Source organism: Erwinia sp. E_sp_B01_1 (genome assembly GCF_036865545.1).
In the GTDB taxonomy this organism is placed as follows: Bacteria; Pseudomonadota; Gammaproteobacteria; order Enterobacterales; family Enterobacteriaceae; genus Erwinia.
The window spans coordinates 933,750-952,715 of record NZ_CP142208.1; the positions used below are offsets into that span (position 1 = coordinate 933,750).

17 protein-coding genes are annotated in these 18,966 nt (G+C 53.3%); 9 read left to right on the forward strand and 8 right to left on the reverse strand.

Annotated features, from left to right (window positions below; all coding sequences use genetic code 11):
• Positions 1 to 42: 42 nt before the first annotated feature.
• Entirely contained in the window at positions 43 to 1,326 is a 1,284-nt protein-coding gene (hemL, locus tag VRC33_RS04375) for a glutamate-1-semialdehyde 2,1-aminomutase (RefSeq protein WP_338561236.1), read from the reverse strand.
• Between the two features lie 171 nt (positions 1,327 to 1,497).
• Between hemL and clcA the strand changes: the two genes are divergently transcribed.
• Together clcA and erpA are read left to right on the forward strand one after the other, a co-directional pair.
• Positions 1,498 to 2,937, forward strand: coding sequence for a H(+)/Cl(-) exchange transporter ClcA (gene clcA / locus VRC33_RS04380; protein WP_338561239.1), 1,440 nt, complete (start codon positions 1,498 to 1,500; stop codon positions 2,935 to 2,937).
• Positions 2,938 to 3,026: 89 nt separating this feature from the next.
• The gene (gene erpA, locus VRC33_RS04385) at positions 3,027 to 3,371 is read left to right on the forward strand and encodes an iron-sulfur cluster insertion protein ErpA (protein WP_318788876.1); all 345 of its coding nucleotides are present in this window, start codon (positions 3,027 to 3,029) and stop codon (positions 3,369 to 3,371) included.
• 38 nt (positions 3,372 to 3,409) lie between these two features.
• On the opposite strand, the gene VRC33_RS04390 is transcribed toward erpA, so the two are convergent.
• From VRC33_RS04390 to mtnN, 3 genes are all read right to left on the reverse strand, one after another.
• The gene (locus tag VRC33_RS04390; RefSeq protein WP_338561245.1) at positions 3,410 to 3,664 is read right to left on the reverse strand and encodes a hypothetical protein; all 255 of its coding nucleotides are present in this window, start codon (positions 3,662 to 3,664) and stop codon (positions 3,410 to 3,412) included.
• Positions 3,665 to 3,809: 145 nt separating this feature from the next.
• Positions 3,810 to 4,601, reverse strand: coding sequence for a vitamin B12 ABC transporter substrate-binding protein BtuF (gene btuF / locus VRC33_RS04395; RefSeq protein WP_338561248.1), 792 nt, complete (start codon positions 4,599 to 4,601; stop codon positions 3,810 to 3,812).
• Positions 4,594 to 5,292, reverse strand: coding sequence for a 5'-methylthioadenosine/S-adenosylhomocysteine nucleosidase (gene mtnN, locus VRC33_RS04400; RefSeq protein ID WP_338564044.1), 699 nt, complete (start codon positions 5,290 to 5,292; stop codon positions 4,594 to 4,596). Before mtnN ends, btuF begins: the two co-directional genes overlap by 8 nt.
• 122 nt (positions 5,293 to 5,414) lie before the next feature.
• Between mtnN and dgt the strand changes: the two genes are divergently transcribed.
• The 3 genes from dgt (at position 5,415) to VRC33_RS04415 (ending at position 9,855) form a co-directional block, all read left to right on the forward strand.
• Positions 5,415 to 6,920, forward strand: a complete 1,506-nt coding sequence (gene dgt, locus VRC33_RS04405) for a dGTPase (protein WP_338561250.1) — start codon at positions 5,415 to 5,417, stop codon at positions 6,918 to 6,920.
• A gap of 145 nt (positions 6,921 to 7,065) precedes the next feature.
• Positions 7,066 to 8,517, forward strand: coding sequence for a serine endoprotease DegP (gene degP, locus VRC33_RS04410; RefSeq protein ID WP_338561252.1), 1,452 nt, complete (start codon positions 7,066 to 7,068; stop codon positions 8,515 to 8,517).
• A 180-nt stretch (positions 8,518 to 8,697) separates the two neighbouring features.
• The gene (locus VRC33_RS04415) at positions 8,698 to 9,855 is read left to right on the forward strand and encodes a CdaR family transcriptional regulator (RefSeq protein WP_338561254.1); all 1,158 of its coding nucleotides are present in this window, start codon (positions 8,698 to 8,700) and stop codon (positions 9,853 to 9,855) included.
• Positions 9,856 to 9,964: 109 nt separating this feature from the next.
• Here the strand turns inward: VRC33_RS04415 and VRC33_RS04420 are convergent, their stop codons facing one another.
• The 4 genes from VRC33_RS04420 to map all read right to left on the reverse strand — a co-directional run bounded on the left by VRC33_RS04420 (position 9,965) and on the right by map (position 15,191).
• Positions 9,965 to 10,357, reverse strand: a complete 393-nt coding sequence (locus VRC33_RS04420; RefSeq protein ID WP_338561256.1) for a DUF3461 family protein — start codon at positions 10,355 to 10,357, stop codon at positions 9,965 to 9,967.
• Positions 10,358 to 10,694: 337 nt separating this feature from the next.
• Complete coding sequence (gene dapD, locus VRC33_RS04425; protein ID WP_338561259.1) at positions 10,695 to 11,519, reverse strand: 2,3,4,5-tetrahydropyridine-2,6-dicarboxylate N-succinyltransferase; 825 nt, start codon at positions 11,517 to 11,519, stop codon at positions 10,695 to 10,697.
• 109 nt (positions 11,520 to 11,628) lie between these two features.
• Positions 11,629 to 14,274: a bifunctional uridylyltransferase/uridylyl-removing protein GlnD gene (gene glnD, locus VRC33_RS04430; protein ID WP_338561261.1), complete on the reverse strand. Its 2,646-nt coding sequence runs from the start codon at positions 14,272 to 14,274 to the stop codon at positions 11,629 to 11,631.
• A gap of 122 nt (positions 14,275 to 14,396) precedes the next feature.
• Positions 14,397 to 15,191, reverse strand: coding sequence for a type I methionyl aminopeptidase (map, locus tag VRC33_RS04435; protein WP_338561264.1), 795 nt, complete (start codon positions 15,189 to 15,191; stop codon positions 14,397 to 14,399).
• A 331-nt stretch (positions 15,192 to 15,522) separates the two neighbouring features.
• Between map and rpsB the strand changes: the two genes are divergently transcribed.
• The 4 genes from rpsB to frr all read left to right on the forward strand — a co-directional run bounded on the left by rpsB (position 15,523) and on the right by frr (position 18,868).
• Complete coding sequence (gene rpsB / locus VRC33_RS04440; RefSeq protein WP_157032673.1) at positions 15,523 to 16,248, forward strand: 30S ribosomal protein S2; 726 nt, start codon at positions 15,523 to 15,525, stop codon at positions 16,246 to 16,248.
• 196 nt (positions 16,249 to 16,444) lie between these two features.
• A complete protein-coding gene (tsf, locus tag VRC33_RS04445) occupies positions 16,445 to 17,296 on the forward strand; it encodes a translation elongation factor Ts (RefSeq protein ID WP_338561270.1) in 852 nt (283 codons plus the stop codon).
• Between the two features lie 154 nt (positions 17,297 to 17,450).
• Positions 17,451 to 18,176 (forward strand): UMP kinase, encoded by a 726-nt coding sequence (gene pyrH, locus VRC33_RS04450; RefSeq protein ID WP_013200846.1) that lies wholly within the window; start codon positions 17,451 to 17,453, stop codon positions 18,174 to 18,176.
• A gap of 134 nt (positions 18,177 to 18,310) precedes the next feature.
• On the forward strand, positions 18,311 to 18,868 hold the full coding sequence (gene frr / locus VRC33_RS04455) for a ribosome recycling factor (protein WP_338561280.1): 558 nt from the start codon (positions 18,311 to 18,313) through the stop codon (positions 18,866 to 18,868).
• Positions 18,869 to 18,966 lie beyond the last annotated feature (98 nt).

The following is an 18,966-nucleotide window of genomic DNA, read 5'->3' on the forward strand; positions in this document are numbered from 1 at the left end:
TTTCGTGACGCCTGGCTAACTGGCTATGCCATCACTCCGCTTTCAGGCCAGCTTAGCAAAGCTACGACGCGCAGCGGCAATGGTGTTGTCAATGTCCTGCTCGCTGTGGGCCAGAGACATAAAGCCAGCCTCAAAGGCAGAAGGGGCCAGGTAAATTCCCTCTTCCAGCATCAGGTGGAAGAACTTTTTAAAGCGTTCCACGTCGCACCCGGACACATCCTGATAACTGCTCACGGATGCTGCTGAGGTGAAGAAGATCCCGAACATCCCCCCAACGTGATTCACCACCAGGGGAATGCCAGTCTCTTTCGCCGCGGCCAGCAGACCTTCAGCCAGTTGGGTTGTCAGCGCTGTCAGCTTGTCGTGGCTGCCGGGTTTGGCAATCTCGCTCAGGCAGGCAAAACCGGCGGCCATAGCAATAGGGTTACCTGAGAGCGTACCCGCCTGGTAAACAGGGCCGGTTGGTGCCAGCGCTTCCATCACGTCACGACGGCCACCAAATGCACCCACAGGCATACCGCCGCCGATGATTTTGCCCAGACAGGTCAGATCGGGCTTCACGCCGTAATGCGCCTGAGCCCCGGCCAGTGCGACACGGAAGCCGGTCATCACTTCATCAATGATAAACAGCGCGCCGAACTCATCACACAGCGCACGCAGACCAGGCAGGAAATCGTCATGCGGTGGAATGCAGTTCATGTTGCCTGCGACCGGCTCAACGATAATACAGGCAATCTCGTGCGGATACTGTTCGAAGGCCGCCCGCACAGAGTCGAGGTCGTTGTACGTGCAGGTCAGGGTATGTTTAGCGAAATCTGCCGGAACGCCCGGAGAGTCAGGCTGGCCCAGCGTCAGTGCACCGGAACCCGCTTTAACCAGCAGGCAGTCGGCATGACCGTGATAGCAGCCTTCAAACTTAATGATCTTGTCACGATGGGTGAAGCCACGTGCCAGGCGAATTGCGCTCATGGTGGCTTCGGTGCCTGAGTTGACCATACGGACCATATCCATGGTTGGCACCAGCGTGGTGACCAGCTGCGCCATTTTGACTTCCATCTCGGTAGGCGCGCCAAAGCTCAGACCGCGTTCAGCGGCCTCAATCACCGCATTGCGGATGGCAGGGTGGTTATGACCCAGCACCATCGGCCCCCAGGAGCCAACGTAGTCGACATACGCTTTGCCGTCGGCATCGTATAAGTAGGCGCCATCAGCACGTTCGATAAAGAGCGGTACACCGCCAACGCCGCTAAAGGCGCGCACCGGGGAGTTTACGCCACCGGGGATATATTGCTGTGCCTGAGCATACAGGTTTTCAGACTTACTCATGCTTCCGCTCCTGAGAATTCATTTAGAAAAACCCGGCCATTCTAAGGGAACATGGGGCAGGGTTAAAAGGTAAGTCGGGCTTTTGACACGAATAGAAAGGAAATTTTCCCGGGACATCGCTGCTGAGCAGGGTAAGATATTGACTTATCTTTACTAAATAATGAACAGGGTATGAACGAACCAACGTCCTCTACTGAGCAACTGAACACTGTCCCGGCCCGGCGTGGGGATTTCCTCCGGTTGATCCTGCGGGGCGATAAGACGCCCGTAGCGGTACTGATTGTCGCGGGTGTCGTGGGGACGCTGGCAGGTCTTGTCGGCGTTGCCTTTGAAAAAGCGGTCAATGCGGTTACTGCTCAGCGACTGTCGATGCTGGCAACGGTGGATAAGCACTGGATACTGGTCTTTCCTCTGGCATTTATTCTTTCCGGGTTACTGGCTATGGTGGGGTATTACCTCGTCAGGCGTTTTGCCCCGGAGGCTTCCGGTTCGGGCATTCCTGAAATTGAAGGGGCGCTGGAAGAGCTACGTCCTGTCCGCTGGTGGCGGGTGATCCCGGTAAAATTTGTCGATGGAATGGGCGCTTTGGGGGCCGGGATGGTGCTGGGGCGTGAAGGGCCAACCGTGCAGCTTGGCGGCAATATAGGCCGGATGGTGCTGGATATCTTCCGGATGAAAAGCACTGAAGCCCGCCATTCCCTGCTGGCAACCGGGGCCGCCGCCGGGCTTTCCGCCGCGTTCAATGCGCCGCTGGCCGGTATCCTGTTTATTATTGAAGAGATGCGGCTGCAATTTCGGTACAGCGTGATTTCGGTGAAAGCCGTGTTTATTGGCGTGATCATGTCGAGCATTGTTTTCCGTATCTTCAACGGAGAAGGAGCGGTCATTGAAGTGGGGAAACTGGCTACTGCGCCGGTCAACACCCTCTGGCTTTATCTGCTGCTGGGCATGCTGTTTGGCGTGGTTGGCGTGCTGTTCAATACGCTTATCTTCAAAACCCAGGATATGTTTCAACGGCTGCACGGCGGGAATCTGCGCAAAATCCTGATTATTGGCGGTGTACTGGGTGGCGTGTGTGGCGTGCTGGGCGTTATTGAGCCAGAAGCGGCAGGCGGCGGATTTAATCTGATCCCGATTGCCGCTGCCGGGAATTACACGGTTGGCATGCTGCTGTTTATCTTCATTACCCGCGTCGTTACCACGCTGCTGTGCTTCGGATCCGGTGCACCTGGCGGTATTTTTGCTCCGATGCTGGCGCTGGGAACCCTGTTGGGCACGGCGTTTGGCATGGCGAGCGCCTCACTGTTTCCTGCTTATCATCTGGAAGCGGGCACTTTTGCCATTGCCGGAATGGGCGCGCTTTTTGCCGCCTCAGTCAGGGCACCGCTGACCGGGATCGTGCTTGTTTTGGAAATGACCGACAATTATCAGCTTATTCTGCCGATGATTATTACCTGTCTTGGCGCAACATTACTGGCACAGTTTCTTGGCGGCAAACCGCTCTATTCATCGCTGCTGGCGCGTACGCTGGCTAAACAACAGCAAAGAGATGATGAGAAAGTGGCAGCACAGAGTGCCACGCAGGCCGACATGAAAACGGCGGATACTTGATTGCTATACTTGTGTATAAGATAATGGTGCGAGAGATGGTCGATTTATGACCTGGCAGGCAACCGCCTGAATGCATACTGGAGTATTAAATGAGTGACGATATAGCTCTGCCCCTGCAGTTTACTGAAGCAGCGGCCAGTAAAGTCAAAAATCTGATTTCAGACGAAGAGAACCCTGACCTGAAACTGCGTGTTTATATCACCGGTGGCGGCTGCAGTGGTTTCCAGTACGGGTTTACCTTTGATGATAAGGTAAACGACGGCGATATGACCATCGAGAAGGCTGGCGTAGCGCTGGTTGTGGATCCGATGAGCCTGCAGTATCTGGTCGGCGGCGCGGTGGATTACACTGAAGGGCTGGAAGGCTCACGGTTTATCGTCACCAATCCCAACGCCAAAACCACCTGTGGCTGTGGCTCTTCGTTCAGCATCTGATGCAGTTGCCCCGGCACGTCCGTCGCCGGGGTTCGTTCTTACCATTCTACCGTGACTAACTTCGCCACAGTGCGGCGTTCACTATCCTGTGAAATTACCGATTCAGTGACTTTTGGCTGGGCCGATTCCTGCTGGCCACAGTTTACTGCGGGTAAGTTTGCTGGTGTGGTGCTTTGCCCGTCAATGTGACATTGCGAGTAAATGGTCAGTTTGACCCCAATGCTGCCCGTTATAGACGCCGCACAGGCATGACCAGCCATCATAAGGCCAAGGGCCAGATAAACGGCTTTCATTGTTTTGCTTTCCTGGTGTAAAAATCCGGGCATCAGCCCAAAATCGGGCAGCGAGAATAAAATATTTCGCCGCCTCGTTATTTTATTAACGACAATTTCTGCCGAAACTTTAACCGGCTTTGTGCGGTTTTAAGGTTTCAGAGCATCAACCGGGGTGCAACTGGCTGCACAATTGTTGAGCTGCCAGCATAATACGGGGTCCCGGCCGGCTAAACCAGTCATCATTTAGCATGATCACCGGCACCTCTAACTGTGGATGCCACCAGGCCTGGATCGCCGGAATGCGGTTTCTTTCTCCTCCTGCCACTATGACGGCGGGTGCGCGCATCAATACCTGTTCACGGCTCACCTGCGGCCAGGCCACGCGGCTGTCGGCAAAAATGTTCTCACCGGCGCAGAGTTGCAGAATCGCATTCTGAAGCGTATTGCCGGAAGCGGTAAACAGCGGCTGCTGGCCAAACTGTAGAAAAACCCGCTTTGTGGGCAGCGCCGAGTAGCGGCTGCGCAGAGACTCCTGCTGATGGATAAGGGTTTCAGCGGCGCGTTCAGCTTTTTCCGGTTGAGGACTCCAGGCTTTTAGCTGCCGTAAACTGGCCGCAATCTGATCGACAGTGGTCGGATTGATCCAGACGACATCAATACCGAAGGCGCTGAGTTGATCGACCTGGCGCTGAGGATTTCCCTCGCGCCATGCCAGCACCACATCAGGCTTAAGGGCGAGAATGCGTTCGGTATTGATCCCCTGCCAGTTGGCCACCTGCTCAATGCGGGTGGCGTCGGCCGGATAATCGGAATAAGCACTGACCCCGACAGGCGTGATGCCTGCTGCAAAGGCCAGCTCTGTCAGGCTCGGTGCCAGCGTGATCACTCTTGGCGCCGCAGCCGCAGCGCCCAAAGAGCACAGCAGCAGCAGAAAGGCGAGGCCTCGCTTAGCCACGGGAGAGCCTGGTCAGCAGGGTTTCAACCAGCAGGGAGGATTGCTTCGCTGCCACCACCAGGAACTCATCAAAGCTCAGGTGAGATTCTTTGTCGGCCACGTCGGAGATGGCACGGACCACCACAAAAGGCACGGCAAACTGATGGCAGACATGGGCAATCGCCGTGGCTTCCATCTCCACACCGGCAGCCTGCGGGAAGGTGGAACGGATGCGTGCCAGAGGCTCTGCACCATTGATAAAGGCATCACCGCTCACCACCAGGCCGCGAACAGCGTGCAGGCCGAGCTGGGCGATACTGGCTTCTGCCGCTTCGATCAGCGCCGCATCGGCCTTGAAAGCGGCCGGGCAACCTGCCATCTGGCCTGGCTCATAACCAAATGCCGTAACATCGGCATCGTGATAGCGCACTTCGTCGGATACCAGGATATCGCCTACTGTCAGCGAAGGCGCCAGACCACCAGCCGAACCGGTGTTGATTATGAAATCTGGTTTGCAAAGCTGAAGCAGCAGGGTGGTCCCCAGCGCGGCGGAAACTTTTCCAATGCCCGACTTCAGCAGCGCAACTTCAACGCCATTCAGCGTGCCGGTGTAGATTTCGCAGCCTGCCAGCGTCAGTGTCTGACGGTTTTCAATTTTGTCACGCAGCAGGGTTACTTCCTGCTCCATTGCACCAATAATGCCTGCTTTCATAGGGATACTCGCTATTGTTGTGGAAGTCATCTGTCCTTTCGGCGCATAGTCTATCATGGCAGGATGAGGGACATAATCCGTAACGCAGGCATGAATCAGGTGCCGGACAATGGGAAGCAGGCATGACCGAAATCGACTTCAGGAAAAAGATCAATTATCAGCGTCGTTATCGTCCGCAGCAGGGACTGAAAGACGAGCATGAAATTCTGCGTATTTTTGAGAGCGATCGCGGGCGCATTATCAACTCTGCCGCTATCCGGCGTCTGCAACAGAAAACGCAGGTCTTTCCACTTGAACGCAATGCCGCAGTGCGGTCCAGACTGACCCATTCGCTGGAAGTGCAGCAGGTTGGGCGTTACATCGCCAAAGAGGTGTTGACCCGGCTCAAGGAGCAGAATCTGCTGGAGAACTACGGTCTGGCTCAGCTAACCGGCCCGTTTGAAAGCATTGTCGAGATGGCCTGCCTGATGCACGATATTGGCAATCCGCCTTTTGGTCATTTTGGCGAATCCGCAATCAATGACTGGTTCCGTCAGCGTCTCGATACTCACTATCTGCCGGAAGAAGCACGGAGCGATCGCTGCGAGCCGCACGTCCTGCGTTTTGAAAATGATGGCTTCAACGATCTTCGTGCAAAGATTCGTCAGGATTTATCGGAGTTCGAGGGTAACGCTCAGGCCATTCGCATGGTGCATTCGCTGTTGAGAATGAACCTGACCTGGGCGCAGGTCGGCTGTATTTTAAAATATACCCGGCCCGCCTGGCACAGGGGAAAAATCCCCCCGCACCGTGATTATCTGATGAAGAAACCGGGATATTATCTGGCAGAAGCAGAATACGTTGCGCGATTACGTAAAGAACTGGATCTTCAGCCGCACTGCCGCTTTCCTCTGACCTATATCATGGAAGCCGCAGATGATATTTCCTATTGTGTTGCTGACCTTGAAGATGCGGTGGAAAAAAACATTTTTACCGTTGAGCGACTTTATGAACATTTATTCGCGCTCTGGCCAAATCATCAACCTGGCGATCTGTTCAGCGTGGTTGTGACTAACGCGCTGGATAAATCCAGAAGTTCTCAGACCAGCCGCAGTAGTGAAGATCAATTCTTTATGTATTTAAGAGTGAATACGGTTGCCCGACTTGTTCCCCATGCCGCCGGCCGGTTTATTGATAATTTACCGGATGTTTTTGACGGAAAATTCAATGAAGCGCTGTTGGAAGATGGCAGTTCACAGAGCCTGCTGCTGGAAACTTTTAAAAAAGTGGCCTTTCGTCATGTATTTAACCACCCCGACGTAGAGCAGCTGGAGCTTCAGGGTTACCGGGTCATTAAGGGATTGTTGGATATTTATCATCCTTTACTGATGCTGACTCAGCAGGAGTTTGCGGAGCTGGTGGAAAAGGATTACTTAAAAGGTTATCCGATTGAAACGCGACTATTTCATAAACTCTCTACCCGATTCCGTCTCGCTTATAGTGAGGCAATGGCCAGGCTGGATAATCGGGCAGGAGATATCGCCATTTGGGAATATTATTATCGGGCGAGAATGCTGCAGGATTACGTCAGCGGTATGACGGATCTTTATGCATGGGACGAGTACCGTCGCCTGATGGCGGTGGAATAACATTAAGGCTGTATGAAATGTAAAGAGTGGGAATAAATTTTTACCTTTAACATAAACTTTTTCATGAACTAAGGGGTAAAAATTCACTCTCATCATCACGACCACAGCAATGGTTGCATAATTGGACTCACAGAGAAACAGACGCATGAAAAAAACACTTTTAGCTAGCGCGTTGGCTCTTAGCCTGGGAATGGCGATGACCCCGCTCACTGCAACGGCAGCAGAATCCGCTTCTTCTTCCAGCCAGCAGCTTCCAAGCCTGGCACCGATGTTGGAAAAAGTGATGCCTTCCGTCGTCAGCATCAATGTCGAAGGCAGCACCACCGTTAAAACGCCACGGATGCCCCAGCAGTTCCAGCAGTTCTTTGGCGATAACTCGCCGTTCTGCCAGGACGGTTCGCCTTTCCAGAGCTCACCGATGTGTCAGGGCGGCGGTGGACAGGGCCAGGGTCAGGATCAGGATCAGGGCGGAGCCAATACTCAGCAGGAGAAATTCCGCGCGCTGGGCTCTGGTGTGGTGATTGATGCCGCTAAAGGTTATGTCGTTACCAACAATCATGTGGTGGATAACGCGACGAAAATTCAGGTTCAGCTGAGTGATGGCCGCAAATATGATGCGAAAGTTATCGGAAAAGATCCGCGTTCAGACATTGCATTGATTCAGCTGAATGACGCGAAAAATCTGACGGCTATCAAGATTGCAGATTCTGATGACCTGCGCGTGGGTGATTACACCGTGGCTATCGGTAACCCTTATGGTCTGGGTGAGACAGTAACCTCAGGGATTGTTTCTGCTCTGGGCCGTAGCGGTCTGAACGTGGAAAATTACGAAAACTTTATCCAGACCGATGCGGCAATTAACCGGGGTAACTCCGGCGGTGCGCTGGTGAACCTGAATGGTGAGCTGATCGGGATTAACACCGCCATCCTGGCACCGGACGGCGGTAATATCGGTATCGGCTTCGCTATCCCGAGCACCATGGTGAAAAACCTGACGGCGCAGATGGTCGAATATGGCCAGGTGAAACGTGGCGAACTGGGCATCATGGGCACCGAGCTGAACTCCGAACTGGCGAAAGCCATGAAGGTGGATGCACAGCGTGGCGCGTTCGTCAGCCAGGTACTGGCAAACTCTTCGGCGGCGAAAGCGGGCGTGAAGGCTGGTGACGTGGTGACTTCGATCAACGGTAAGCAAATTTCCAGCTTTGCCGCGCTGCGTGCTCAGATTGGTTCGCTTCCGGTAGGCACCAAAATGTCCCTTGGTTTGATTCGTGACGGTAAGCCGCTGACGGTGAACGTTGAGTTGCAGCAAAGTACCCAGAACAAAGTTGAGTCTGCCACTATCTACACCGGTATTGAAGGCGCAGACCTGAGTAACTACGAAGTGAAAGGGGTGAAGGGCGTCAAGGTGGACACAGTGAAGCCTGGTTCTGCGGCGGCCCGCATTGGCCTGAAGAAGGATGATGTGATCCTTGGCGTCAACCAGCAGGCGGTAGCTAACCTGGGTGAGCTGCGTAAAATCCTGGACAGCAAACCTTCTGTGCTGGCGCTGAATATTCAGCGTGGTGACAGCTCACTCTATCTGTTGATGCAGTAATTTCTTAAGGTGCCGGCGCTCGCCGTCGGCACTTATCCCGCTTTTTCCCCGCCAGTCACCCCTCTCTTTGTGATACTCCCCGCAATTTTCGCAGCCCGCACGCCGCTTAGTGCAGATGCACAATGTTTCACCCTGATGCCAAAGGTATGCTGGCAGAATGATGTTTTTCAGGAGTGGTAAATGGCTACCTACCATCTGGATGCCCGTCTGGCACAGGAAATCGTTGCCCGCACGATGCAAATTATTGACAGCAATGTCAACGTGATGGATGCGCGCGGCCGGATTATCGGCAGCGGCGATCGGGAACGTATTGGTGAAATGCACGAAGGGGCTTTACTGGCGCTCTCTCAGGCCAGGGTCGTGGACATTGATGAAGGCGTGGCTAAACATCTTCATGGTGTCCGTCCGGGTATTAATCTGCCAATGCGCATTGATGGCGACATTGTCGGCGTCATAGGGCTTACCGGGGAACCAGAAACGCTGCGGCATTATGGTGAGCTGGTTTGTATGACCGCCGAAATGATGCTGGAGCAGGCGCGCCTGTTGCATATGCTGGCGCAGGACAGCCGTCTGCGTGAAGAGCTGGTACTGAACCTGATCCGCAGCGACACGCTGTCACCCGCGCTGGTGGAGTGGGCGCAGCGCCTGCGGATCGATCTCAATCAGCCCAGAGTGGTGGCCGTGGTGGAGGTAGACAGCGGTCAGTTAGGGGTGGACAGTGCGATGTCCGAGCTGCAGCAGTTACAGACGCTGCTGACCACGCCGGAGCGGGATAATCTGATTGCTATCGTTTCGCTGACGGAGATGGTAGTGCTGAAACCCGCCTTTAACGCTCATGGACGCTATGATGCGGACGACCACCGCAAAAGGGTGGAGTTGCTGCAATCCAGAATGAAAGAGAGTGGCCATCTGCGGATGCGCATCGCGTTAGGAAATTTCTTCACCGGCCCTGGTGGCATCGCAAGATCTTACCGGACAGCCCAAACCACGATGGTGGTAGGCAAGCAGCGTATGCCGGAGCAGAGAAGTTACTTCTACCAGGATTTGATGCTGCCCGTCTTGCTGGACAGCCTGCGGGGTGGCTGGCAGGCCAATGAGCTTTCACGCCCGCTGGCAAAACTGAAGTCGATGGATAACAACGGACTGTTACGCAGGACATTGATCTCCTGGTTCAGCAATAACGTACAGCCTTCTGCCACGGCTAAAGCGCTCTATATTCATCGTAATACGCTGGAGTACCGGCTTAACCGCATTTCTGAACTCACCGGATTAAATCTGAGTAATTTCGACGACAGGTTATTACTGTATGTCGCATTACAACTGGATGAGCAGCCTTAGGCCGGGGGGACTGACAGGAAGAGGGGGAAAGGGTCTTGAGAGGGTTAAAGCAGCCTCAATAAAAAAGGGGCGAAGTTTTCACTCCCCCTGCAATACAGATGACCAGTTATTAGCGGCTGCTACGGGTCAGCTTTTCAAGATCGGATTCAATCTCGTTAATCTTGTTGGAAACCACATGCTCCAGATGGCGCAGGTCTTCCAGAATTTTGCGTTTCAGATCCACTTCAACCTGGTCACGCTGGCAAATCTGGTCCAGTTCATCAATCACATAACGCAGGTTAGGACTGATCTCCTGAATCTCTTTGTAACCCTGGCTGGCGTTATCGGCAACCACAGTTTTACGCTGACGTGGGTATTTGAATTTCACGCTCTTGGCGAAGAATTCACCTTTATCTTTGCGGAAGTAGATTTTCAGGATGTCGTTGCTGGCTTCCTGACGCAGACTGTAACGGTCAATGTCATCAGGAGAGGAAATACCAAGGCCTTTCAGATTGTCATACATAAGTTTTGTTCCTAAGTGAAGTCGTCGTCGTTCCGGCTGCGCGTCGTGAATACTGCGTTATGCAGTGCCCGCCAGGATCCTGGACTGAGCTGTCCAGAGTGCTGGCTGCGCGCTTACGCCTTGTCTTCACTTAGCTCGCTCATCCGTACTCCAGCGATAATAAAGTCGCTAAAATAGCAGTCCGGGTCACGATAATGGTTAAGGGATTAAATCAACGGCGCGGATTATCGCTCAGATGTTGCGCAATAGCATCCGTTATTTCGATGCGCGAAACAGGTAATTAGCAGGCGAAGTGTAAAGAAAAAATTACGGGCCACAGGAAGTGGCCCGATAGAGATTAGTCGATGGTGCGCAGCAGTTCGTTGATGCCCACTTTTGCGCGGGTTTTAGCGTCAACTTTCTTCACGATAACCGCACAGTAGAGACTGTAACTCCCATCCTTAGAAGGCAGGTTACCGGAAACAACTACAGAACCTGCTGGTACGCGACCATAGGTCACTTCGCCAGTTTCACGATCGTAGATTTTGGTGCTCTGGCCCAGGTAAACGCCCATAGAGATCACCGCGCCTTCTTCCACGATCACGCCTTCAACCACTTCTGAACGTGCGCCGATAAAGCAGTTGTCTTCGATGATGGTTGGATTGGCCTGCAGCGGCTCAAGCACGCCACCGATACCCACGCCACCAGACAGGTGAACGTTTTTACCAATCTGAGCGCAGGACCCCACTGTGGCCCAGGTATCAACCATCGAACCTTCATCAACATAGGCACCGATGTTGACGTATGAAGGCATCAGCACGGTGTTACGGGCGATGTAGGCACCCTGGCGCACGGCGGCAGGTGGCACCACGCGGAAGCCTTCTTTTTTGAAGCGCGCTTCATCATAGTTGGCGAATTTCATCGGAACTTTGTCGTAGAAACGGCTTTCTGCACCGTCAATCACCTGATTGTCATTGATGCGGAAAGAGAGCAGCACGGCTTTCTTAAGCCACTGGTGCGTGACCCACTGGCCGTCGATCTTTTCAGCAACGCGCAGGGCACCGCTGTCCAGCAGGCTGATTACCTGATTTACCGCTTCGCGGGTAACGGTGTCTGCGTTAGCCGGAGTGATTTCCGCGCGACGCTCGAAAGCGCTTTCAATAACATTCTGTAATTGTTGCATTAGTTCTTCCTGTGTCAAAACATGTTCCCGGTGCAGGGAGTACGGGCGCTAAAAACGGCACGCGTCCCGACACTCAACCTCACCTGGCGTGTTAAAAATTAAATCTGGGTCACACTTTATCGTTTGGATTAAGGGCCTCTGTCAACCGTTGTTGTAACACTTCGCGTAATTCCGGACTAAGGGCACGTCGCTCACTGTTGGCCAGGATAAACAAATCCTCCACCCGTTCGCCAATGGTGCTGATGCGTGCTCCATGCAGAGAGACACCCAGATCGGCAAAGACTTCCCCAACCCTGGCAAGCAGCCCTGGCTGGTCCAGGGCAATCAGCTCCATGTAAGTGCGGCGGTCGGTATGGGTGGGTAAAAACTTTGCCTCGGTTTCCACGCTGAAATGTTTAAGCCGGGCAGACTGGCGCCGGGTACGTGGAGACTGCCAGCTTGTCTGGCCAATGGCCTGTTCAAGGGCATAACGGATCATTTCGTGGCGATCCGCTGCCAGCGGACTGCCATCCGGTTCAAGAACGATAAAGGTATCCATAGCCATGCCGTCGCGGCTGGTAAAAATCTGCGCGTCATGCACGCTAAGGTTGCGACGGTCCAGTTCGCCCGCCACGGTGGCAAACAGGTAGGGACGATCGGGGCTCCAGATAAAAATCTCCGTGCCGCCCCGCGTCGCCTGTGGACTGACCAGCACCAGCGGTTGGGTCAGATCGTGGTTCATCAGATGACGGGCATGCCAGGCAAGCTGGTTTGGCGTGTGGCGCAGAAAATAATCCGCCCGGCAGCGTCCCCAGATATTGTGCAAAGTCTCTTCGTCGATGTTGTCCATGCGTAACAGCGCCAGCGCCTGCAAACGATGGTGACGCACCCTTTCCCGCAGGTCCGGGCTGTTTTCCATTCCCCGGCGCAACTGTTTCTCGGTGGCAAAGAAGAGCTCCCGCAGCAGGCTTTGCTTCCAGCTGTTCCACAAGTTTTCATTGGTGGCACAAATATCGGCGACCGTAAGGCAAACCAGGTAGCGTAACCGGTTCTCGTTTTGCATCACCTCAGCAAACTGCTGGATTTCAGTGGGATCCTGGATATCACGACGCTGGGCCGTCACCGACATCAGTAAATGATGGCGAACCAGCCAGGCAACCAGCTGGGTCTCGCGGGAGTTCAGACCATGCAGCTCAGCAAATTCCAGCGCATCCTGTGCGCCCAGAATGGAGTGATCGCCATTGCGGCCTTTAGCAATGTCATGAAACAGCGCTGCCATCAGCAGCAGTTCAACCTGCGGCAGACGCGGCCAGATCTCCACGCAAAGTGGATGACGGGGGCGGGTAATTTCACTGGCGAAGCTTTCCAGCTTTTGCAATACACGGATGGTGTGCTCATCAACGGTATAGGCATGGAACAGATCAAACTGCATCTGTCCGACGATGTTGCCCCATTGCGGCATATAAGCCATTAGCACGCTATGCCGGTGCATGGGCACCAGCGCCCGGCTGACAGCGCCCGGATGGCGCAAAATGGCCAGGAACAACCGGCGAGCTTCCGGAATGGTGCAGAGCGGCTGCTTCAGGTGACGCCGCGCATGGCGAAGCTGCCGCAGCGTTGTGGAGTAGATACCGGTGATTTTTTGCGTGCGCACCATGGTGTAGAACATCCGCATGATCGCTTCCGGCTCACGGGAAAAGAGTGACTCATCGATCAAATCAATCAGCGAACCGCGTAGCTGGAACTCTTCGTCAATTGCCCGCGGTTTCTCATCTTCACCCAGCGCCAGAATCGCCTCATCGAACAGCTGAAGCAGCATATGGTTCAGCTCGCTGATGCGACGGGTCACGCGATAGAAATCTTTCATCATCCGTTCAACCGGCTCATTCCCTTCACCCTGATAGTTCAGACGCTGGGCGACGGTGAGCTGACGGTCAAACAGCAGACGGTTGTCATAGCGGGGCAGGGTAAGATGCAGGGCGAAGCGGATGCGCCAGAGGAAAGTCTGGCATTCATTCAGTTCGTTACGTTCAACTTCAGTCAGGAAGCCAAAACCCACCATTTCATCCATCGAGGTGGCACCAAAATGACGGCGGGCAACCCACAGCAGAGTGTGAATATCCCGAAGGCCGCCGGGGCTGCTTTTGATATCCGGCTCAAGGTTGTAGCTGGTGCCGTGGTAGCGCAGATGGCGCTCCTGTTGCTCCTCAATTTTGGCCGCGAAAAACCGATCGGAAGGCCAGAACCCGTCGCTGAAGACGTTCTTTTGCAACTCCAGAAAAAGCGCCACATCGCCGGTGAGCATACGCGATTCAATCAGGTTGGTGGCTACGGTCAGATCTGATAACCCTTCCAGCAGACACTCTTCCAGCGTCCGCACGCTGTGTCCCACTTCCAGCTTCAGATCCCACATCAGCGTCAGCAGTTCGCTGGTACGCTGGGCATCCTGGTCAGAAAGGGGGCTACGGCTGAGGATCAGCACATCAATATCGGAGAGTGGATGCAGTTCACCCCGCCCGTAGCCACCCACGGCTACCAGGGCGATCCCCTCCTTTTCCGGAAAGTCATAAAAGCGCCACAGGCGCCTTAACAGACGATCGATAAACAGCGTACGGGCATCGATCAGGGCTTCGACATCTTCACCGGCATCGAATGCCCTGGCCAGCAAGTGATGAAACTGCTCAAGGTGTTGCTTCAGGGATTCCCTGGTCAGCTGCGCATCTTCCCAGTGAGCGGGGGAGCCAGACTGCCTGTAATCCTTTAATGTTTTGGTCACGCCAGTGCTCCTGCTTAATGCTCTGCGAGTCGGAAGTGAAAAGATCATTAGCGACAATAGCGCCAGCACTGGCCTGAGATCAAAAAAAACCGGCCGGAGCCGGTTTTTTCTTTCGCTGCCTCTTACCCTTCGTGGGTCAGAACGGCAGGGATAGTGTCATCTTTGCGCAGCGTCATAATTTCGCAGCCGTTTTCGGTCACTACGATGGTGTGCTCATACTGGGCGGATAAGCTGCGATCTTTGGTTTTCACTGTCCAGCCATCTTTCATGCTGCGAATACGGTAATCTCCGGCGTTAACCATAGGCTCAATGGTAAAAGCCATGCCCGCCTGCAACACCACGCCACCATCATCGGCATCATAGTGCAGAACCTGTGGCTCTTCGTGGAACCCTTTACCGATACCGTGACCGCAATATTCACGGACCACAGAGAAGTCCTGAGCTTCAACAAACTTCTGGATCTCACGGCCAATGGTGCGCAGGCGAATACCCGGCTTCACCATCTTCAGCGCCAGGTAGAGGCTCTCCTGAGTCACACGGCACAGACGTTCTCCCTGGATGGTCGGCTTACCAACGATAAACATTTTAGAGGTGTCACCGTGATACTCGTCTTTAATGACGGTCACGTCGATATTGACGATATCGCCCTCTTTCAGGATGCGCTCATCGCTGGGAATGCCGTGACAGACCACTTCATTAATCGAGATACAGACTGATTTAGGAAAGCCGTGATAGCCCAGGCTGGCAGAGACCGCTTTTTGCGTGTTCACGATGTAATCGTTACAAATACGATCCAGTTCGCCAGTGCTGATGCCGGGTTTCACATGCTCTTCGATCATTTCCAGCACTTCAGCGGCCAGACGGCCAGCCACGCGCATTTTTTCGATTTCTTCAGGGGTTTTGATTGTAATTGCCATTAATTTTGTCCGCAGTTGTCGCTATTTTCGACAATAATAAAGGAAGTGCAGCAATGGTAGCAGCCCACCTTTGCTCTGCCAATTGCAGTTTGTAGCAGAGCAGCAATGGGCAACAATTATTGGCTTCACGGGCGCCATTGTGGTATAAAGCGCGCCGACGATTCTCTGTGAGGAGTTTTCTCAGGGAAACGCATAAATCTCATTATGTGTAAATAACACACATGTATCGACACATACTCCGGGGTGCCTTAAAGCCTGCGCAAGCAGCCTGACGGGTCGGTTGTATGGGATACATGGAGGCTTAACCCCAAATCATTCTATAGAGGTAATCATGGCAACTGTTTCCATGCGCGACATGCTCAAGGCCGGTGTACACTTCGGTCACCAGACCCGTTACTGGAACCCGAAAATGAAGCCATTCATCTTCGGCGCTCGTAACAAAGTTCACATCATCAACCTTGAAAAAACCGTACCAATGTTCAACGAAGCTCTGGCTGAACTGAACAAGATCGCTTCCCGTAAAGGAAAGATCCTGATGGTCGGTACTAAGCGCGCTGCAAGCGAAGCGGTAAAAGAGTCTGCGCTGAGCTGTGACCAGTTCTTCGTAAACCATCGCTGGTTGGGTGGCATGCTGACTAACTGGAAAACCGTTCGTCAGTCCATCAAACGTCTGAAAGACCTGGAAATCCAGTCTCAGGACGGTACCTTCGATAAACTGACCAAGAAAGAAGCGCTGATGCGTACTCGCGAACTGGCCAAGCTGGAAAACAGCCTGGGCGGTATCAAAGATATGGGCGGCCTGCCTGACGCACTGTTCGTTGTTGACGCTGACCACGAACACATCGCTATCAAAGAAGCAAACAACCTGGGTATCCCGGTCTTTGCTATCGTTGATACCAACTCTGATCCAGACGGCGTTGACTTCATCATTCCTGGTAATGACGATGCAATCCGTGCTGTAAGCCTGTACCTGACCGCAGTGGCTACCACTGTGCGTGAAGGTCGCTCACAGGATCTGGCTCAGCAGGCTGAAGAAACCTTCGCCGAAGCTGAGTAATAAGGATCGCTCCTCAGAGAGCCCTTAGACATCAGATGTTAATCTGTAAGGGGCCTGCATTGGCCCCTTTATTTTATTCGAATTCGCTTTGCCGCTTGTCATAAACGGCGGGGCAGAATGTTTCTCCCGAGACCAGGCATCTGTAGCGAACCTCAAGGCTTTCGCTGACCGATGCACGCTAACCGAGGATTATAGAATGGCTGCTATTACCGCTGCTCTGGTAAAAGAACTGCGCGAGCGTACTGCCGCTGGCATGATGGATTGCAAAAAAGCACTGACCGAAGCCGACGGCGACATCGAGCTGGCGATCGAGAATATGCGTAAATCTGGCGCGATCAAAGCTGCCAAGAAAGCAGGCAACGTTGCTGCTGACGGCGTGATCAAAACCAAAATCGAAGGCAACTACGGTGTGATTCTGGAAGTTAACTGCCAGACTGACTTCGTTGCTAAAGATGGTGGTTTCCAGGCGTTCGCTGACAAAGTGCTGGATGCTGCTGTTGCCGGCAAAATCACTGACGTTGAAGTGCTGAAAGCCCAGTTCGAAGAAGAGCGTGTTGCACTGGTTGCTAAAATCGGTGAAAACATCAACATTCGTCGCATCTCCGTACTGGAAGGCGAAGTTCTGGGTAGCTACCTGCACGGTGCCCGCATCGGTGTTCTGATTTCTGCTACCGGTGCTGACGAAGAGCTGGTTAAGCAGCTGGCAATGCACGTTGCTGCAAGCAAGCCAGAATTCGTTAAGCCAGAAGATGTTTCTGCTGAAGTTGTAGAGAAAGAGTTCCAGGTTCAGCTGGACATCGCTATGCAGTCTGGTAAGCCGAAAGAGATCGCAGAGAAAATGGTTGAAGGCCGTATGAAGAAATTCACCGGTGAAGTTTCTCTGACTGGCCAGCCTTTCGTTATTGACCCATCAAAAACTGTGGGTCAGTTGCTGAAAGAGAAAAACGCTGACGTTGTTAACTTCATCCGCTTCGAAGTGGGTGAGGGTATTGAGAAAGCTGAGACCGATTTCGCAGCAGAAGTTGCCGCGATGTCCAAGCAGTCTTAATGCTTGAAAAGAACCGCCATCCGGCGGTTCTTTTTTGTCTGGCTTTAGCACCACCCATTTTCAGTCTCATCCCAATAGCATTTCTCCGGTGCTAAGAGGATGATAGATCAGATTTGACTCCTCATATCGACCAAACCATCCAGGAAAAAACACCATGGCGACCAATGCAAAACCTGTATATCAACGTATCCTGCTTAAACTCAGTGGCGAAGCACTGCAAGGTGCCGAAGGCTTCGGTATTGATGCAAGCGTACTGGATCGTATGGCTCAGGAAGTTAAAGAGCTGGTAGAACTGGGCATTCAGGTGGGTGTGGTTATCGGTGGTGGCAATCTGTTCCGTGGCGCTGGTCTGGCGCAGGCTGGAATGAATCGTGTCGTTGGCGACCATATGGGCATGCTGGCGACCGTGATGAACGGTCTGGCAATGCGTGATGCTCTGCATCGTGCCTATGTGAACGCCCGCCTGATGTCCGCGATCCCGCTGAATGGCGTTTGCGATAATTACAGCTGGGCAGAAGCCATCAGCCTGTTACGTAACAACCGTGTGGTGATCTTCTCCGCCGGTACCGGTAATCCCTTCTTCACTACCGATTCCGCTGCTTGCCTGCGCGGTATCGAAATCGAAGCCGATGTTGTGCTGAAAGCGACTAAAGTGGATGGCGTCTATTCAGCCGATCCGGTGAAAAATCCGGATGCGACCCTGTACGATCAGATCAGCTACACTGACGTGCTGGATAAAGAGCTGAAAGTGATGGATCTGGCCGCGTTTACGCTGGCTCGTGACCACAAACTGCCAATTCGTGTGTTCAACATGAACAAGCCTGGCGCACTGCGCCGTGTGGTAATGGGTGAAAAAGAAGGTACCCTGATTACGCAATAATATCAGTCACTGCGTAAAATAAGGTATATTCTGCCTCTGTGGCGCTTTGCGCGCTACAATCAGAACCACCGACTATTTTGAAACGGGCTCTGTTTACAGAGCCTGCCTGGTAACCAGAATCCAAGGGTTCCAACGTGATTAACGAAATCAAAAAAGATGCTGAAGCGCGCATGGACAAATGCGTGGAAGCGTTCAAAAGCCATATCAGCAAAATCCGTACTGGCCGTGCATCGCCGAGCATTCTCGACGGCATCATGGTCGACTACTACGGTTCTTCCACCCCTCTGCGCCAGCTGGCCAGCGTTACAGTGGAAGACTCACGCACACTGAAAATCAACGTGTTTGACCGTTCTATCAGTGCTGCTGTTGAGAAAGCCATCATGACCTCTGACCTGGGGCTTAACCCAAGTTCAGCGGGTACCGACATCCGTGTGCCTCTGCCAGCGCTGACTGAAGAGCGTCGTAAAGACCTGATCAAAGTGGTGCGTGGTGAAGCTGAACAGGGTCGTGTCTCCGTGCGTAACGTTCGCCGTGATGCTAACGACAAAGTGAAAGCTTTGCTGAAAGACAAAGAGATCAGTGAAGACGAAGAGCGTCGTTCACAAGATGAAATCCAGAAAATGACCGACGTCTTTATCAAGAAAGTTGATACTTCGCTGGCAGAAAAAGAAGCGGAGCTGATGGACTTCTGAGTTCATCCTGATCCGATCACGCCGTACAGATTGCCGTTCTTATGAGTGGTTAGTCTTACGGCGTTTTGCATTTATTCTCCTGGCTGACGATCGGGCTG

Bases quoted from the DNA above. Each gene is read 5' to 3' on its own strand.
- hemL (WP_338561236.1), bottom strand. From the start codon at position 1,326: ATGAGTAAGTCTGAAAACCTGTATGCTCAGGCACAGCAATATATCCCC.
- clcA (WP_338561239.1), top strand. From the start codon at position 1,498: ATGAACGAACCAACGTCCTCTACTGAGCAACTGAACACTGTCCCGGCC.
- erpA (WP_318788876.1), top strand. From the start codon at position 3,027: ATGAGTGACGATATAGCTCTGCCCCTGCAGTTTACTGAAGCAGCGGCC.
- VRC33_RS04390 (WP_338561245.1), bottom strand. From the start codon at position 3,664: ATGAAAGCCGTTTATCTGGCCCTTGGCCTTATGATGGCTGGTCATGCC.
- mtnN (WP_338564044.1), bottom strand. From the start codon at position 5,292: ATGAAAGCAGGCATTATTGGTGCAATGGAGCAGGAAGTAACCCTGCTG.
- dgt (WP_338561250.1), top strand. From the start codon at position 5,415: ATGACCGAAATCGACTTCAGGAAAAAGATCAATTATCAGCGTCGTTAT.
- degP (WP_338561252.1), top strand. From the start codon at position 7,066: ATGAAAAAAACACTTTTAGCTAGCGCGTTGGCTCTTAGCCTGGGAATG.
- VRC33_RS04415 (WP_338561254.1), top strand. From the start codon at position 8,698: ATGGCTACCTACCATCTGGATGCCCGTCTGGCACAGGAAATCGTTGCC.
- VRC33_RS04420 (WP_338561256.1), bottom strand. From the start codon at position 10,357: ATGTATGACAATCTGAAAGGCCTTGGTATTTCCTCTCCTGATGACATT.
- dapD (WP_338561259.1), bottom strand. From the start codon at position 11,519: ATGCAACAATTACAGAATGTTATTGAAAGCGCTTTCGAGCGTCGCGCG.
- map (WP_338561264.1), bottom strand. From the start codon at position 15,191: ATGGCAATTACAATCAAAACCCCTGAAGAAATCGAAAAAATGCGCGTG.
- rpsB (WP_157032673.1), top strand. From the start codon at position 15,523: ATGGCAACTGTTTCCATGCGCGACATGCTCAAGGCCGGTGTACACTTC.
- tsf (WP_338561270.1), top strand. From the start codon at position 16,445: ATGGCTGCTATTACCGCTGCTCTGGTAAAAGAACTGCGCGAGCGTACT.
- pyrH (WP_013200846.1), top strand. From the start codon at position 17,451: ATGGCGACCAATGCAAAACCTGTATATCAACGTATCCTGCTTAAACTC.